The sequence below is a fragment of the Acaryochloris thomasi RCC1774 genome (assembly GCF_003231495.1).
Classification (GTDB): Bacteria; Cyanobacteriota; Cyanobacteriia; order Thermosynechococcales; family Thermosynechococcaceae; genus RCC1774.
Genome location: NZ_PQWO01000005.1, coordinates 17,230 through 34,090, shown reverse-complemented (window position 1 = coordinate 34,090; position 16,861 = coordinate 17,230). Strand labels below are relative to the sequence as shown.

General features: G+C 51.1%; 16 protein-coding genes. 10 read left to right on the top strand and 6 right to left on the bottom strand.

The window, feature by feature from the left end:
* Window positions 1-51: 51 nt before the first annotated feature.
* From C1752_RS09695 to C1752_RS09675, 5 genes are all read left to right on the top strand, one after another.
* Window positions 52-1,671, top strand: coding sequence for an NADH-quinone oxidoreductase subunit M (locus tag C1752_RS09695; protein WP_110985871.1), 1,620 nt, complete (start codon window positions 52-54; stop codon window positions 1,669-1,671).
* Between the two features lie 17 nt (window positions 1,672-1,688).
* Window positions 1,689-2,078, top strand: a complete 390-nt coding sequence (locus C1752_RS09690; RefSeq protein ID WP_233501496.1) for an endonuclease domain-containing protein — start codon at window positions 1,689-1,691, stop codon at window positions 2,076-2,078.
* 154 nt (window positions 2,079-2,232) lie between these two features.
* On the top strand, window positions 2,233-3,531 hold the full coding sequence (gene cupA, locus C1752_RS09685; RefSeq protein WP_110985870.1) for a CO2 hydration protein CupA: 1,299 nt from the start codon (window positions 2,233-2,235) through the stop codon (window positions 3,529-3,531).
* Window positions 3,532-3,623: 92 nt separating this feature from the next.
* The gene (cupS, locus tag C1752_RS09680; RefSeq protein WP_110985869.1) at window positions 3,624-4,025 is read left to right on the top strand and encodes a CO2 hydration-associated protein CupS; all 402 of its coding nucleotides are present in this window, start codon (window positions 3,624-3,626) and stop codon (window positions 4,023-4,025) included.
* A 281-nt stretch (window positions 4,026-4,306) separates the two neighbouring features.
* The gene (locus C1752_RS09675; RefSeq protein WP_110985868.1) at window positions 4,307-4,525 is read left to right on the top strand and encodes a hypothetical protein; all 219 of its coding nucleotides are present in this window, start codon (window positions 4,307-4,309) and stop codon (window positions 4,523-4,525) included.
* 86 nt (window positions 4,526-4,611) lie between these two features.
* On the opposite strand, the gene C1752_RS09670 is transcribed toward C1752_RS09675, so the two are convergent.
* Complete coding sequence (locus C1752_RS09670) at window positions 4,612-4,986, bottom strand: group I truncated hemoglobin (protein ID WP_110985867.1); 375 nt, start codon at window positions 4,984-4,986, stop codon at window positions 4,612-4,614.
* A 248-nt stretch (window positions 4,987-5,234) separates the two neighbouring features.
* Here C1752_RS09670 and C1752_RS09665 point away from each other — a divergent pair, with 248 nt between their 5' ends.
* Window positions 5,235-5,942 (top strand): Crp/Fnr family transcriptional regulator, encoded by a 708-nt coding sequence (locus tag C1752_RS09665; protein ID WP_110985866.1) that lies wholly within the window; start codon window positions 5,235-5,237, stop codon window positions 5,940-5,942.
* On the opposite strand, the gene C1752_RS09660 is transcribed toward C1752_RS09665, so the two are convergent.
* Both C1752_RS09660 and C1752_RS09655 read right to left on the bottom strand, forming a co-directional pair.
* Window positions 5,935-6,666, bottom strand: coding sequence for an LrgB family protein (locus tag C1752_RS09660; RefSeq protein ID WP_110985865.1), 732 nt, complete (start codon window positions 6,664-6,666; stop codon window positions 5,935-5,937). The genes C1752_RS09665 and C1752_RS09660 overlap by 8 nt on opposite strands.
* Entirely contained in the window at window positions 6,659-7,027 is a 369-nt protein-coding gene (locus C1752_RS09655) for a CidA/LrgA family protein (RefSeq protein WP_110985864.1), read from the bottom strand. Before C1752_RS09655 ends, C1752_RS09660 begins: the two co-directional genes overlap by 8 nt.
* Window positions 7,028-7,222: 195 nt before the next feature.
* Here C1752_RS09655 and C1752_RS09650 point away from each other — a divergent pair, with 195 nt between their 5' ends.
* Complete coding sequence (locus tag C1752_RS09650) at window positions 7,223-7,759, top strand: type IV pilin-like G/H family protein (protein ID WP_110985863.1); 537 nt, start codon at window positions 7,223-7,225, stop codon at window positions 7,757-7,759.
* Between the two features lie 51 nt (window positions 7,760-7,810).
* On the opposite strand, the gene glmS is transcribed toward C1752_RS09650, so the two are convergent.
* Entirely contained in the window at window positions 7,811-9,688 is a 1,878-nt protein-coding gene (gene glmS / locus C1752_RS09645; RefSeq protein ID WP_110985862.1) for a glutamine--fructose-6-phosphate transaminase (isomerizing), read from the bottom strand.
* Between the two features lie 132 nt (window positions 9,689-9,820).
* Window positions 9,821-10,558, bottom strand: a complete 738-nt coding sequence (locus C1752_RS09640) for a hypothetical protein (protein ID WP_110985861.1) — start codon at window positions 10,556-10,558, stop codon at window positions 9,821-9,823.
* A gap of 342 nt (window positions 10,559-10,900) precedes the next feature.
* On the opposite strand from C1752_RS09640, the gene pheS reads away from it, so the two are divergent.
* The 3 genes from pheS (at window position 10,901) to C1752_RS09625 (ending at window position 13,344) form a co-directional block, all read left to right on the top strand.
* Window positions 10,901-11,890 (top strand): phenylalanine--tRNA ligase subunit alpha, encoded by a 990-nt coding sequence (gene pheS / locus C1752_RS09635; RefSeq protein ID WP_110985860.1) that lies wholly within the window; start codon window positions 10,901-10,903, stop codon window positions 11,888-11,890.
* Window positions 11,891-12,211: 321 nt separating this feature from the next.
* On the top strand, window positions 12,212-12,565 hold the full coding sequence (locus tag C1752_RS09630) for a hypothetical protein (protein WP_110985859.1): 354 nt from the start codon (window positions 12,212-12,214) through the stop codon (window positions 12,563-12,565).
* Between the two features lie 389 nt (window positions 12,566-12,954).
* Window positions 12,955-13,344: a hypothetical protein gene (locus tag C1752_RS09625; RefSeq protein WP_110985858.1), complete on the top strand. Its 390-nt coding sequence runs from the start codon at window positions 12,955-12,957 to the stop codon at window positions 13,342-13,344.
* 115 nt (window positions 13,345-13,459) lie between these two features.
* Here C1752_RS09625 and C1752_RS09620 read toward each other — a convergent pair whose 3' ends face one another.
* Entirely contained in the window at window positions 13,460-16,318 is a 2,859-nt protein-coding gene (locus C1752_RS09620; RefSeq protein WP_110985857.1) for an FG-GAP repeat protein, read from the bottom strand.
* Window positions 16,319-16,861: the final 543 nt, after the last annotated feature.

The window sequence follows — 16,861 nt, the reverse complement described above, 5'->3', positions numbered from 1 at the left end:
TAGCTGTCTTTTTCTGTCGATGTATAAATCCATGTATAAAAAGCGATAACCATGACGCTAAGCACTCTACTTCTAATTCCCTTGGCTGGTGCATTGCTGATTATTGCTTGGCCTCAGGCTCAGCACATTAAGCAGCTTGCCCTGTGGATTGCGGGTCTGTTGTTGGTCTGGACCGTTTATGTCTTGAGCCAGTTTCAAACTGCTGTCTCAGGGCTGCAGCTCACAACTGTCTTGGCTTGGCTGCCTGATTTGGGTCTCAACTATTCGCTGGCGGTGGATGGGTTATCGCTGCCGCTGCTGATGTTGAGCAGTGTCCTCACCTGGATTGCGATCTATAGTAGCCCTGCGGAGCTAGAGCGTCCGAAGCTGTACTATTCGCTTATTTTTATCGTCAATATTGGCGTGGCTGGGTCTTTGCTGGCGCAGAACTTGCTGCTCTTCTTTTTGTTCTACGAGCTAGAGCTGATTCCCTTTTATCTGCTGGTATCAATCTGGGGCGGTGAGCAAAAATCATATGCAGCCACGAAGTTCCTTTTATACACGGCACTCTCCGGCATCCTGATCTTGCTGGGCTTTTTGGGCCTGACTTGGTTGAGCGGCAGCACTAGTTTTGAATACATCGATCTCGATACCACCACAATTCCGCGAAATCTGCAGCTAGTCTTGCTGACGATCTTGCTGGTGGGGTTCGGCATCAAGACGCCGCTTGTTCCTCTGCATACTTGGCAACCGGATGTGTATGTTGAAGCTTCCCCGCCTATTGCCATCTTGTTGGGGGGGGTGTTGGCGAAACTAGGAACTTACGGGCTGATTCGATTTTGTCTGCAGCTTTTCCCAGAAGCATGGGATTTGGTCGCTCCCGGCTTAGCCGCGATTGGAACGTTTAGCGTTATGTATGGGGCGTTAAGTGCGATCGCACAGTCCGACGTCAAGCGTATGGTGGCCTACAGTTCGATTGGGCACATGGGCTACATTCTGGTGGCGGCGGCGGCGGGCAACACCTTGAGCTTGACGGGTGCGATCGCACAAATGGTCAGCCACGGTTTAATTCTGGCCCTGTTGTTTCACCTCCTTGGCCTGGTGGAAACGAAAGTGGGCACCCGCGATTTGAACAAACTAAACGGTCTTATGAACCCCGTGCGAGGCTTACCGATGGTGAGTGCATTGCTAGTGGTCGCGGGCATGGCGAGTGCTGGAATTCCGGGACTCGTAGGCTTTATTGCTGAGTACATGGTCTTTCAAGGCAGCTTCGCGCGTTTCCCGATACCGACGCTGCTGTGCATTATTGCTTCGGGTTTGACGGCGGTATATTTCGTGATTTTGATTAATCGCACCTGCTTTGGTCGTTTGGATAGTCAAACGGCTTACTATCCTAAAGTGACAGTGCCAGAACGCGCCCCAGCATTGATTCTCACGGTCATGATCTTGATTTTGGGACTGCAGCCGATGTGGTTGACGCGCTGGAGCGAGAATACGGCAGATGCGATCGTTGCTGCGGTGCCGCAGGTGGGTGTTGTGGCTGAGATTCCTAGTCGTGGGTTGGACAGCAGAGGTTCGGTAGTGGATGCTCAGAGTATTGCGCTGGCGACCTCGGCTCATGCAATTCAATTAGAGGATTCTCGAAGTATTGCGCTTAGCCCCCCCAGCCCCCCAATTCTGGGGGGAGAATAGCGGAAGGTCTCATGGTAATGGAAACTCAGCTTTTGATGGATAAGTCTTACGACAGGATTCGCGGTACGACGCCAGAGACTGAGCTTGCAGCTCGTCGCCTGCGAAACAGACTCACGCCAGCAGAGGCTAAGTTATGGCAGGCTCTAAAAAATCGGAAACTAGGTGGGCTTCGATTTCGCTGTCAGCATCCCATTGGTCGTTTCATCGTCGACTTTTACTGCCCCTCTTGCCAACTAGTCGTAGAAATTGATGGCGGGGTTCATCAACAGCAACAGGATTATGACGAAGCCCGAACTGAGCATTTAGAAAGGTACGGCTACACAGTAATCCGCTTTAGCAATAAAGCCGTAGAGCAAAATCTCCAGACGGTCTTAGCGACTATTCACAACCAAGCATCAACCCAATAAAGACAATCTCCCCCCAGAATTGGGGGGCCGGGGGGGCCAGTGCAAAGCCCAAAAGTCCTATCCCAGCCTATGTATATACAACAATCGCTCTAAAGGAACGAACACCAAGTCAAAACTTCTACCTCAAATTTGAGATCCACACTTAACAAACACCATGACTCAAGCCGCATCGCCACCCGCTACTCTGCCACCCTCAAACCATGAGTTTGCTGAGGTTGTCCATCGCCTTGAAGCAGGGGGCGCAATGCTGCCTGACTCTCCCGCGAACCTGATGCAGATTATCGGTCTCTACAAAGCCTATGCTGTGCCAATGGATTTCTATTGGCGCGATCTGCTCTACATTGCTGAGCACGTTTTTCTAGAACCGCTCCCCTTCTTCAAATACTTTCTGCCGCAGTCCTACCTCGATCTGCCCAACCACTATGCAGGGGAGGGGGCCGACCTTCGAGTCTGGCGTGGAGAAGCCACCGCCCATCCTGAGCTGCTGGCTTTCATGGAATCCGGCGAAACCCGGAAAATGCCGAAGCTGCTCCACCACCTCTGGCACGATCGCATCAATATGGAGTTCGCTGAGTCCTGTATGCGAGCGATGCTCTGGCACGGTCGAGATATGGGCATGGGTCAGTTCGATGCGTTTCTCGATACTGACGAATATCGAGCCAATGCGGACCAAGCGATTCGCGCTTTCTTCGCTCGCAACCCTGTTATGTTGGGCCTCTATAAGCTCTTCCCAGAGATGTTTTTAGAGCAGTGTCGGCAGATGTCGTACTACTCAAATTTGGGTCTGTTCTGGGAGGTGATGGCCCCAGTGTTCTTTGAGATGTCTGATTTATACGATGAAAGCAAACTCACCACCGTGCCAGAGGCGATGGACTTTTTGGTGAATGGGATCTTTGAGATCGCAGGTCGTCCCATCTATCACCATGTATACATCCGAGGCGAGTGCTACGAAATCATCCCTAAATCAAAAGGCTTCATGTGGCTCTACGAAGCCGCACTTCCCTACGTGGAAGCCATTTTCTACCGCACCTCTCCGTTTCGGGGCACGAAATCTTATAACGCTCAGGTGGGGCAAGTTCCCGAGCAGCAAAAAGAGTTTCACTACGGCATTTTATACGCCGATGTTTTCCCCGTTGGCACCGCTGGGATTCCTCCCACCCAGCTCATGCAGGATATGCTCCATTTCTTGCCCGACTATCTGGTGGACTACTATCAGCAGCACTGTCGCGGCGACGACGATACCCTGATTCAGTTGGGTATTAGCTTTCAGCGATCGATGTACACCGTTACCTCCGCTGTTATTCAGGCGCTACGGTGTGCGCTGCTGTATCCCCTTGATGATCCGAACCCCAAGCATCTAGAGGCCAACCGCGCGTTTTTTGAAGCGCAAATGGATCGTTTCAAGCGGTCTGAAGCCCGCCTTAGAGACATTCAAACAGCTCAATATCGCTAGCCCCAGCCTATGCTTCTCTCCCCCCAGAATTGGGGGGCCGGGGGGGCCAATGTAGAGTTTTTGATATTTCTCACCTATAAGGAAAATCTTCAATGGCAGATATTGTCGAAACTGCGATCGCATCTCCCAACTTCAAAACCCTCGTTGCCGCCGTCAGCGCAGCGGGCCTAGTGGAAACCCTGCAAAGCCCAGGCCCCTTCACTGTCTTTGCTCCTGTAGACAGCGCATTTGAAAAGCTACCGCCTGGAACTATTCAAACCCTACTGCAGAACCTACCGCAACTGGGCCGCATCCTCACCTACCACGTTGTTTCTGGCACTTATAGCCAGGAAGATCTGCAAGATCTCGGTGAACTGACCTCTGTAGAAGGTTCGCCACTCCCCATCCATATTTCAGATGGATTTGAGGTTAAAAATGCCACCGTCATTGCCCCTGATATTGAAGTAGACAACGGCATCATCCACTGCATTGATACTGTTTTGCTGATGGGCTGAATCACGGTCTTTGGTGAACTGAAATACTGATTCATAGCCTTAGGTCAATGCATAAAATAAAATAAAGTGGCTTGAATCTATCCTGGTCAAGCCCTATGATGATGAGTATAAACAACTACTAAGTTCTGTTCTCTGCGGCTCCTGTTGATTGTCTTTAAAGGCGTCTGGAACTGGAAAAGTCAACAAGACTCAGTTCTTTCCAACGAGTCCATTTGCGTAGATTTTCTGTAGCTGGCGCAGCCGATCACTGGTTGTATTTAATTCATTTGTGAGACGACACCATGACTAGATTCTTATCTATCGCAGCCCCTGCCGGTCGGTGCTTCCAAGTCATGGGTGCTTGTGCTTTTGCATCTGCCCTTGGTTTACTCGTGACCAATCCCTTCAAAGAAGCCGCTGGCATCAGTTCTAGTTGTTCAATCGAGCCAACGCCAGCCACCCTGATTGTGAGTAATCAAACCTCTCCTGCCTGCACTATTGCTTTGTCGGCCTCTGAATAAAGATGCTGTGGCATTGAGCATCATCGTTCATTGACTGGCAGAATCAGTGAGATCGAACCCTTGCCGATCTCACTGATTTTTTGGCGCTATTGGTTTAAGACGTCTTTCTTGTGCTGAGGTGCTGCTGCTACGGCTGCGACTTCTGCCAGTAGATGCTCGGGTACACCCATTTCTTTGAGGGTGGTCATTAAGTCTTCAGCTACGGCATCAAAGTGCTCACTGCCTAAGCCCTGCTTTGCGACTAGATCTTTATGGGCTGTTCGCATGAAGCGACCGTCATATTTATCAGTGCCGCCAAAGGCGTAGGTCAAAAACGCTTTTTGGTGCGCCCGCTGTTGCACCATGTCGGTATCAGCAAAGAAATGCTTGATGCGGTCATCCTGCAGAACACGCTCATAGAATTTATCAACTGCGATATCAACGGCGGCAGCGCCACCCAGTTTTTCGTACAAAGTTGCCATAAAATTCCTAAGGAAGTGGGGACAGTTTTAAATACAGGGCTAGACAGTCTGCATTGTCTATAGATAGAGCGTCTAGGGTGTTTTCTTCTGCGTCTTCACCTTAGGAGGTGTACCGCAGCAAGTGCCTTGACTTAAGTCAAAAATGATCTTGAAAGATTCTTAAATCCAGTTAGCTGGGTCTGATAGGTGAAAATAGAGCATTGATAATGGAAGGCTAGGTTTGATGTGCGATCGCAACAAGGCAAAACGTGGGTGACTCAGAACTGAACGATTGGCTTTCGACGACCCTCATTTTTCAAGGACTCTCTGCATCACAGCTCACCGCCTTGACCGATATTGCACAGTTGCGAACCTTTGGCAAAGGTGATCTTGTGTTTGAGCAGGGCTGCAAAGCCACTGGATTCTTTGTAATCAAAATAGGGCGTGTCAAAGTCTTTCAGCTCGCGGCCAACGGGAGAGAGCAAATTCTGAATATCTTCGAGGCGAGAGATAACTTCGCAGAAGTCGCGGCAATGGACGGTCAATGCTTCCCGGCCTCCGCCACTGCCTTGGAGCCTGCTACTCTCCTCTTTGTTCCTCGGACTGAATTTTTAGCGCTGCTGCATCAATACCCTGACATCGCGATTAATATGCTGGTAACTTTGGCGCGGCACTCACGGCATCTCGTAAAGGTGGTTGAAAATCTTTCTTTCAAGGATGTGCCGCAGCGATTGGCAGCCTACTTGCTCAGTTTGAATGATGGTTCTGTGAATGAGTCTCAAGTCCAGCGTACTGTGACGCTAAATATGAGCAAGAGCCAGTTGGCTGCAGCATTAGGAACCATTCCGGCCACTCTCTCGCGGGCTTTCTATCGCCTCAGTACTGATGGCATCATTGCTATGCAGGGAATGCAGGTAGAGATTTTAGATTGCGATCGCCTGCAAGATTTGAGTCTGCTGCAGGAACACCCTAACTGAGAAGACCGATTAAGCCCAATAGCCAAGGCAAAATGACGGCAGTACTGAAGGCTGATAACGCCATTGCCAGCCCTGAAAAGGCTCCCATCTCTGGGCTCACTTGAAATGAGCGAGCGGTTCCAATACCGTGGGCCGTCACGCCCATTGCAATCCCTTTAACGCTGTCGTTGTTGATCCGCAGGATTCTAAACAGTGTAGTGCCAAGAATCGCCCCGATCACCCCCGTCATCACCACCAGCGCTGCCGTCAGGGAGGGTAAACCACCAATCTGCTCTGAGATTCCCATTGCCACAGGCGTTGTCACCGATTTGGGAGCCAATGAGAGCTGCGTCTGCACGCTCGCCCCTAAAAGCTGAGCAATGGCGACGGAACTCAACGTACCGATGGTGCTCCCTCCCATAATGGCTGCAAAAACAGGCAGCCATTGTCTCTTTAGAGATGAGAACTGCCGATAGAGCGGCACGGCTAGGGCGACAGTGGCTGGACCCAGCAAAAAGTGAATAAACTGTCCGCCTTCGAAATACGCTTCATAGGAGGTATTTGTGATTGATAAAACAGCAATCAGTGCCGCCACTGACACCACCACTGGATTGAGGAGGGGATTGCATTTCGCCCACAAATATAGGCGATAGGCGATGCCATAGGTGACGAGGGTTATCGTCAGACCCACCAGTGGAGAAGCTGAAAGATAAACCCAAATCTCGACCAGCTCAGACTTAAGCATCCGTAGATACCTTCTTTGAAAAGAGGCGCTGGGTGCCGAGCATGATGGCGGCGGTGGTGGCCATTGTCACTGCCGTACTGAGCAATAGGGTAATGCTGATGGGCAGCCACTCTTGGGTGATGCGATCAAAATGGACCATGACGCCCACACCCGCAGGTATGAATAGCAATGACAGATGGCTGAGGAGCACCTTCGATGTTAAATCGACCGAGTGGGAGACATGGCGTTGAGAGATCAGCGTGAGGAACAGAAAGATCATGCCCAGAACTGGGCCAGGGATGGGGAGCTGCAGCAGTAGCTTTATCGCTTCGCCCGCTAGCTCGTAAATTAAGAGGATGGTGATGCCATTCAGAAAATCCATGCTTTGTTCCGGGGGTGATGCTCAAAGGAATGCTGATTTTGCCGATTATGTCAGGGGTCTAGATATCAAAAGTTTAGAGGTTATCTGATAAAGATTGCCCCTTGCTGGAGCCAGCTTTTTTGTTCAGCGAAGATAAATTTAATGCCTTGTCGGCTCTTCTGATACTTTTTAATTTAGTTTTTGAGGGTGACTTAAATGTCGAATTCACGGCCCAATACTCGACAGAATAAAGGCGGTGTTTCAAGCATGGTCAAAATTTTAGGCGGTTGTGGCTGTTTAGCTGTAGGTGGTTTTGTCTTGATGATTTTGCTTGCGATCGCACTTCCCTCTTTCCTCAGGGAGCTGGCCCTAGCGAGAAAGTCTGAAGGGGCAGGGAGCTTAAGTGCGATTAACCGATCACAGCAGGCGTATCGGTTGGAAAACAAAGGTTTTGCGACATCGATAGATGACCTTGATGGCAGAATTGTTAACCGGTATTTTGATTCCCGAATTGTCCCTCAGTTAAGTACGATGACTACTGCCATTGCCACCACTGTGCCGTTGAAGGGGACTGACCTAAAGAGCTACACGGCTTTCGTCTTTGTTCTGGAGTCTGCAGCCACTGACCTCAAATTTGTGTCAGGCATTTGCGAAACTGACGTTCCGTCGCGGCTTCCGCCCGCTGCACCGCCTGCACCTAGCTCTGAGACTGAACCAGTGCAGTGTCCTCTAGGCTCTTCACTGGTGGAGTAATCCTCTTTTCTTATCGGTGTATATGTGTTGGGTTGCCCACTGTACGAGGGACTATTCAACCGTGACTGATTTAGCCAGATTTCGAGGCTGATCGACATCTAGGCCCCGAATGGCGGAAATGTGATAAGCCAAAAGCTGGAGCGGTACCATCGTTACCAGTGGCGACAGGATCTCATCAACGGCAGGTACGGGCAAGAGCGTGTCAAAGGTTTCCCGTGCTTCCTGTTCGTTCATGGGGGTGACCCCAATCAAGCGGGCATCCCGCGCCTTAGCTTCTTGAGCGTTGGAGAGCACTTTCTCGAAGACTGAGCCGGGCATTGCGATCGCAACCACCGGCACCTTGGCATCAAGCAGCGCAATGGGGCCGTGCTTCATTTCCCCGGCGGGATAGCCCTCTGCATGGATATAGCTAATTTCTTTGAGCTTTAGCGCCCCTTCTAAAGCAATCGGGAAATTAATGCCTCGACCAATATAGATAAAGTCCTGGGTCTCTACAAAGTCGTGGGCCAGCGTTTCCACGTAGCGTTCTTGGCTTTCTAACACCAGCTCTAGCAGAGCCGGTAGCGTTCTGAGTTCCCCAATGATCGCAGCCAGCCGCTCAGGCGACTGCGACTGGCGCTGATAGGTCAGATCTAGCGCTAGCAGATAAAAGGCCATCAATTGGGCCGCGAAAGTCTTGGTGGCCGCTACCCCAATCTCGATGCCCGCGTGGGTATCAATAATCTGCGGCACTAGTCTAGAGAGCGAACTTTCAGGCCGATTGGTAATGCCCAACAGGCGCGGGCGAAATTCATCAGACAGCTCAGAGCGGCGCTGCTTTTCCATCTCTAGTGCCGCCAGCGTATCTGCTGTTTCACCCGACTGGGTCACCCCAACCGTCAGGGTATTGGGCGTTAATGGCGTCGGAGCGTAGCGAAATTCTGAAGCATACTGAACCACTGTGGGCACCCCCGCCAGTTGCTCTAGGAGGTACTGACCGACAAGACTGGCATGCCAGCTCGTGCCGCAGGCCACAATTTGGATTCGTTCTAGATCTTGAAAGAGGGATGGATCAAGGCCCAGCTTAATCGGACCTGCTGCAGAATCGGGTGACCACTGCTCATCTAAATAGTTCTCTAAACAGGTGCGGACAACACCAGGCTGCTCATAAATTTCTTTGAGCATGAAATGCTTAAAGCCCTGCTTCTCCACCATGACGGGGTTCCAATTCAGGGTTTGGGGCGGACGCCGCACCCGATCGCCGTTGAAGTGATATAGCTCTACGCCCGAGGGCTTCAGTGTGGCGATCTCCTCGTTGTCGAGGGTCAAGATGGTGCGGGTGTGGGGAATCAGCGCCGGGGTATCGGAGGCGCAGAAAAACTCATGGTCACCATAGCCAATCACCAGTGGAGCCTGCTGCCGCGCCACAATCAGCTCTTCAGGGAAGTCTGCAGAAACAACTGCGATCGCAAAGGCCCCTGTAAGCCGATTAACGGTCTCCCGTACCGCTTCTAGTAGATTAGGCGTGGTCTGCTGCTTGAGCAGATCGGCGATCAAATGGGGAATCACCTCTGTATCGGTCTCAGACCGAAAGGTGTATCCCTTCTCCTTCAGCTCAATGCGGAGGTCGCGGTAGTTTTCGATGATGCCGTTTTGCACCACCGCCAACCGTTCCCTTTCATCTCGGTGGGGATGGGCGTTATATTCCTCCGGTTTGCCGTGGGTGGCCCAGCGCGTGTGGCCGATACCCATCCGGGCTGGGTTATCCCATCCGGCTAGCTTGGTTTCTAAGTGATGGAGCTTACCCTTGGCACGAATGCAGTGGAGCTGCTCCTCTAGAATTGTGGCAATGCCTGCTGAGTCATAGCCTCGATATTCCAGCTTCTGGAGGCCGGAGAGCAAGATCTGACTTGCTGCCTGATGACCCACATAGCCAACAATTCCACACATAGGCCCATTTCCTACTCATTCTCTGAATAGGTTATTACAAACCGACCCGGTTTGGTGTGGCTGATCAATAGTGCGTCACCAGCTAAGGCTGTAGATCGTAGAAAAACTAGCCTGCAGCTAGGCCGCACACCTTTAGGTGAAGCTTGGCAATTCGATGCGGTGCCCTGCTGCTAATTGATAATCTTCAGCATTGTATGTCTGTGGTTCAGCCCGCTTTTGAATCATTTTTTGCTGCGAGCGCGCAGCGGCGGTCGCCATCGTCATCTCTGCTAGCTTGCGATAGATCGCGAGCGGACCGGCAAGATCTGCGACTTCTGCTGACCAGGGTGCAACGGGAGCGGCCTTGGCCTCATTCTCATCGACGGGCGCACCGCTCAAGGAGTCGTAGTCTAAGGCTACAAAGCCCTGCGTTGCCAGTTGCCCTGCCGGTCGCGGAAGCTGGCCGCTCTGCTTCAAGACCTGTTTGTATTCGCCGATGCGCTGCTGCTGACGACGAAGTTGCGATCGCAAATCTTGGCAAACCGACTGTACATCTTCAACTTTGTCAGCCTGACGAGCACAATTATGCTGAGCTTCCTCTAGGTCTCGCTCTACCTGAGCGAGGTGCGTCTGACCGCTGACCAGCTGCTCTGTCAGGGAATCCACTAAATTTTGTCGATAGTACAAGAGCTGATGCGCTGCTTCAAGCTGTTGTCGTAGTACCGTGACATCTTCTTCACTCATTAACGTCGCAACCGGCAAAAGTTGCTCCTGCCAATCACCAATCGGCTGCGTCTCGAGCGTTTCACTGGGTGCAGATAACGGATCAACTGAATGATGCGACTGAGATTGTTTGAAGGTGGAACGATCAAAAGGTTCAGGCAAACTCATCTTCAAATACCTACATACAAGTGAAAGAGGACCGTGATTCAATCCATTAAACCATAGACTCATTTGGCAAAAGATAAAACAATTCAGTTATTACTTTGATATCTAAATTTACATAAGCGCTGTTAGTAGCAAACATATTGAAGTCCGCTGACCGAAACTCGCCAAAATAATGATCACCTAAAACATACGATTTGAAATCTGAATGTCGCATGCTGACCTATCCATTCTGATTCGCCAAGACTGTCGCTCTGCGGGTCGCTAACATTAGCCACCCCAAGAACGAGGGCTTCCTACGTTACTATCAAGAATGGCATCCATTTACCTATTGACTCACACCTTGAGATGACGGATCTAGAAACCCAGTTAACGACCCTCGAGCAAGCGGCGCAGCAAACGATCTCAGATGCTGCAGATCTTGACCAGTTAGAGCAGCACCGAATTCAATTTTTAGGCAAGAGAGGGCAGTTGTCCCAGATTTTGAAGGGGATGGGTAAGCTAGATGCTGCAGATCGTCCTCGCATTGGAGCCATTGCTAATCAGGTCAAAGAAGCGGTTCAAAGCTGTCTAGAGCAGAAACGCTCAGACCTGCAAAACGAACAGATTCAGGCCCGCCTAGCCTCTGAGACCCTGGACGTCACCATGCCAGGGACCTATACCTCCCAAGGGCACGTTCATCCCCTTAACGGCATGATTGATCTCGCTCTAGATGTCTTTGTGGGTCTGGGCTACACCGTAGCTCGCGGACCCGAAATGGAGTCAGACTACTACAACTTTCAGGCTCTCAATACTCCCCCGGATCACCCCGCTCGGGATATGGCCGACACCTTTTATCTCCCCGATGGCAACCTGCTCCGTACCCACACATCTTCTGTGCAAATCCGCTACATGGAAGAGCACGATCCACCGATTCGCATCGTTGCTCCCGGTCGCTGCTATCGCCGAGATACTGAGGATGCTACCCATGCCGCTGTCTTCCATCAAATTGAGCTGCTTGCCATTGATAAAGGGCTGACGTTCACCGATCTTAGAGGCACCATCAAAGTTTTCCTAGAACGGATGTTCGGCGACGTTCCGATTCGCTTTCGAGCCAGCTACTTTCCTTTCACAGAACCCTCTGCAGAAGTCGATGTGCAATGGAAGGGGCGTTGGCTAGAGGTTCTGGGTTGTGGCATGGTCGATCCCAATGTTCTAAAGGCAGTGGGATATGATCCGGAGGTTTACACAGGTTTTGCCGCTGGGTTTGGTGTCGAGCGTTTTGCGATGGTGTTGCACCAGATTGACGATATCCGCCGTCTATATACGAGTGACTTGAGATTCTTGAAGCAGTTTTAGCGACGGCTTGGGCAATTAAATATTATTTTGCTTGTCCTTCGATTGTCTAACTGTGTTCTCCACAGATAGATCCGCAGGAAAGATGACCTGTTTGAAGCCTCGCTACTCAATTTATATATGGCTGTGATGGCATCGCTGCGTGTCAGTCTATCCATAGATAGATTTTTGATTAATTAGCGGTCTTTCAACTCAATGTATGTGATCATATACATACATTCACTCCAGTTAGCTCTTGCTGAAATCGGCGAGCTAACTCAGCGTAATCATTCCTCAAGTCCATCATTTGTGGTGGTTTTAATATCTCAGTGAGGAGAAAATAATATGAAAACCAAGTTCACGAGCTTTCTTTACACCGCACTCGCGGTAACGGTCCTTTCAGGGACAAATGCGATTGCTCAGCCAAGTCCTAGTGAAGCACCCAACACGACTGGGCCGGCAGACGAGTCTGAGCAAGTAGATCCTGACTTCCCGGCTGAGCCTGCTGCTCCCGAGAGTGAGCCTTTGCCCGAGGAGGCTGACCCTGGTGTTGCAACATCTAGCATTACTTCAGATGGTTCTAATTCTCTTGTCACCTGTGGTCCTAACGGCGCAGCATTTATCGTGGCAGAGGTTTCTCCTGGCTGCCATGTGCTGAAGGCTAATTCACCCCCAGGACAATCTACAAACGCTGAATAAGATCTGTTTTTGCTATTGACAAAATTAGCCAGTCCTCAGGGCTGGCTAATTTTGTGACCGATGTTATCTTGTCACCAGTTCGGGCGTTGACGATACCTCAACGAGCCTAGCAATCATACGGGATGCTATCACTCTAAAACTCGGCTCGCGGCTCGAGATCTTGACGTCATTTTTTGCCCTTGCGTGATGGATAAGAAGGCGTGAATCCCTATACTTTCGCTTTTGGGTATTCGAAAACAGCAGATTCACGGCTTCTTTACCTTGAGTCTGTATTAATAGATACAGACTCACATCTGTTGGTTTGTTTTGAACCTATAAGCCAACTACATATAATCATTCCTCAACCCATTGTTTGTAATGGGTTCATTTTTTGATGAGGAGAAAACGATATGAAAATTAAGTTCACTAAGCTTCTGTCTGCTGCATTGGCCGCAACAGTTCTTTCCAGTACTAGTGTTCTCGCACAGTCAGGTCCGCTGGATGCTCCCGCTGATCCCATTTCACCTGAAGCAGGAGAGTCCCCTCGGCTAGAGCCTGAAGCGCCTGCTGCTCCAGAAGACACGCTTAGCCCTGAAAGTGATCCTACGCAAGAAGCAGAGTCTGATATCGGTGGGGCTGAGGAAGCTGCCACTACCATTACGTCAGATGGCTCTAACTCTCTTGTTACCTGTGGTCCTAACGGAGCCGCATTTGTGGTCGCCAATGTATCGCCAGGTTGCCGAGTGCTGAAAGTTAATTCACCACCAGGACAATCGACAAATGCTGCATCTGCTGAGTAACCCTCAGTAGCGCTTCCCATTCATTTTTCTGAGCCAGCCCGCTAGGGCTGGCTTTCTGTTTGGGGCAGAATGTTGTCATCGCAGGGAGAGCTGGCGCTAGTGCCTCAGAGATGCTTTAGGTCGTCAGCTCAATATGATTTGCACTGAGGTTGAACGTGTTGTCCAGTTCGGCAAACTGCCCACCGGAGCCTAGCCCTGCAGCGGAGCCATTGGCGTTGAAGTACAGATCGCCAGTATTGCGGTTGTAGACGATCAGCGCTGCACTGTTCCCGGCTGCTGTCAGGCTGTTCACTGAGGCAAACTCACTGGCAACAATATTAGCGCCTGCTACACCGCTCAAGTCAAAGACAGACTTGCTTAACTCCAGCACATCATTGCTTGCGAAGTCGGTGATCTTATCCATGCCTAAGCTGTTGAAGCCCGTGTCAAATCGGAATATATCAGACCCCGTGCCGCCCGTGAGTGTGTCATTATTCAACCCACCGACCAGAATGTCGTTGCCGCTGCCCCCCAATAAGACATCAAAGCTCCCCTGTCCTTCGAGTGTATCGTCACCACTGCCGCCGTCGAGTGTGTCATTTCCTAAGCCTCCTTGCAGTAGATCATTTCCCGCTGCTCCCACCAGAGAGTCGAGACCACTGTTGGCACGGAGCGTATCATTGCCCGCCTGCCCTTCGAGGGTGTCGTTATTGCCACCGCCGCTAAGGGTATCGTTGCCGCTACCGCCTTGCAGGAGGTCGCCTCCAGACGCGCCGACCAGAGAATCATTGCCGGCGTCGCCTTGGAGTGTGTCACTTCCCCCTTGGCCTTGGAGGGTATCGTTGTTGAGTCCTCCGCTGAGGGAGTCGCTGCCGCTGCCCCCCTGGAGTAAGTCAATACCGTCGTTGCCGAGGAGGGTGTCATTACCCCCTTGGCCTTGGAGGGTGTCGCTGTTGATGCCACCCTCTAGTCGATCGCTGCCGTTGCCCCCTGAGATCAGATCGTTACCGGCGAAGCCTTTGAGAGTGTCGTTGCCTGATGTTCCGATAAGCTGATCGGGGCCTGAAGTGGGTAGACCTGCAAACGTTAGGGTAGTGACGGCGACCTGGCTGGTGTTGCTGTGGGCTTCCCCGTCATCAACGCTGAATTCAATAATCCGTGAAGGGCCGACTGGATCTGTGTTGCTGTAGGTGATCGTGCGCAGAACTTGCTGATAGTTGGCTGCAGTGCCAGTGCCGCTGAGGGTGAGAACACCCGTGCTTGCGTTATATGTTGCTGTAATGCTGGTGCCCGTCGTGTCAGCATTGAGCTGCTCGTTAGTGCCGTTGAGGCGATTTGTGATCTTGACGGTGGCCCCAGACAGGGTCGCTGAGTTATCATCCCCTACGCTTAGATCACTATCGACAACGAGGATTTCAGATCCTGTGAAGGTGGCGCTGAAGTCAATTCCACCGGTACCGTTGCCGTTTAAGTCTAGGTCTGGGGTCGCGTTACCGAAGATGACATAGCTTTCACCCTCGTCATTGGTATTGGCGTCGCCACCCTGCGCACCTACAATAATGTCGTCAATTCCATCACCATTGACGTCTCCGGCACCGCTGACTGAGTGACCGGAAAAATCGTTCTCATCTGTGCCAGTAATTACAAAGCCGTTGCTGCCGTCGAGATCGGAGAGATTTAAGCTGCTGTTGAAGCCGTTGGAGCTGCCAAAGACGACGTAACTTTCACCGCCGCTATTGCTGAGGTTGGCATTGGGAGCGCCGATAATCAGGTCGTCAATGCCGTCACCGTTGACGTCTCCGGCACCGCTGACTGAATAGCCTGACTCGTCACCGGTCGCGCCTCCTCCCCCTCTCGAAGCGATGCCGTTGATAATGAAGCCATTGCTGCCGTTGAGGCTGGAGAGATCTAGGTTACTGCTAAAGCCGTTGGAGTTGCCAAAGACGATGTAGCTCTCACCCGAGCTAATACCGTTGGGGTCGGCAAAGGGAGCGCCGATAATCAGGTCATCAATTCCGTCGCCATTGATATCTCCGGCACTGCTTACCGAACGGCCCGAGTTGTCATACTCATCAATGCCGCTAATGACAAAACCATTGGAGCCGTTGAGCGCAGAAAGGTTCAGGGTGCTGTTGAATCCGGTACTGCGACCAAAGACGACGTAGCTTTCACCGGCTTGGTCGTTGTTGTTGGGGTCGGCGAAGGGGGCGCTGATAATAATGTCGTCAATTCCGTCACCATTGATATCGCCAGCACTGCTCACTGAACGACCCGCACTGTCGTCTGGTGCCGTACCGTTGATGACAAAGCCATTAGAGCCATCAAGTGTAGAGAGATTGAAGCTGCTGCCGAAACCGCCGGAACGACCAAACACCACGTAGCTCTCACCAGAGCTAACAGCATTGGAGTCGGCGAAGGGAGCGCCAATAATAAAATCGTCAATGCCGTCGCCGTTGACGTCACCTGCATGACTGACTGAACGACCAGATTGGTCAAGTGGAGCAACGCCGTTAATGACAAAGCCATTGCTGCCGTTGAGGCTTGAGAGATCTAAGCTGCTGTTGAAGCCGTTGGAGCTGCCAAATACGACGTAGCTCTCACCCGAGCTATTGCCGTTGGGGTCGGCAAAGGGAGCGCCGATAATAACGTCATCAATGCCGTCGCCGTTGACGTCACCGGCACGACTGACTGAACGACCAGAGTTATCGTCCTGATCGATGCCGTTGATGACAAAGCCATTGCTGCCGTTGAGGCTTGAGAGATTTAGGCTGCTGCTGAATCCGCTGGAGCTACCAAAGACAACGTAGCTCTCGCCGGAGTTGTCGCCGTTGGGGTCAGCCGCAGGAGCGCCGATAATCAAGTCGTCAATGCCATCGCCATTGATGTCTCCGGCATTGCTGACGGAGTCACCAGAGGTGTCATTGATGTCAATGCCGTTGATGACAAAGCCATTATTGCCGTTGAGGCTTGAGAGATCTAAAGATGATTGAGCCATGTTTTTGCTTCTCTGACGCCAGAAATAAAGGTGGATAAAGGCAAATAAGGATGCAGTATTGGGCAGGAATATTTCCCTGTCAGAGCTGTTTCAGACTAAGCAACTCTGATTGTTGAGGTCAGATCCAAGCAGCAAAGTTGGTCCACCTGCCGAGCTGAAGGAGGAAAATTATAGAAAAAATTAAAGTTAGAAATATTGTGTTGAGTGAAAGTTCTGCGACTGTTGCAGGCACTTCTGTTGATCAAATTATGAGCAGCCCCAACTAGGTTGTGGATGCCTCAAAGAACAATATTTCTGAAATGGAAAAGTCTGATACTGGTCAATTTGTGCCTACTAATATATTGACGTTTTTGCCAATACACCGCGACACAAAAAATTAATTAAACCCCGCATTCCAGTAAGACTTTTAAAACCCCGCACTCAACCTAGCACATATATTTTGAGTCGGCACTATCGCGGTAATTAGCTGCATGAGGGCAGCCTTGCTCTGTCATCAATCGCTTTCTGCCCTTTAGATGCCCCAATCGATACGGGAACCTCTCT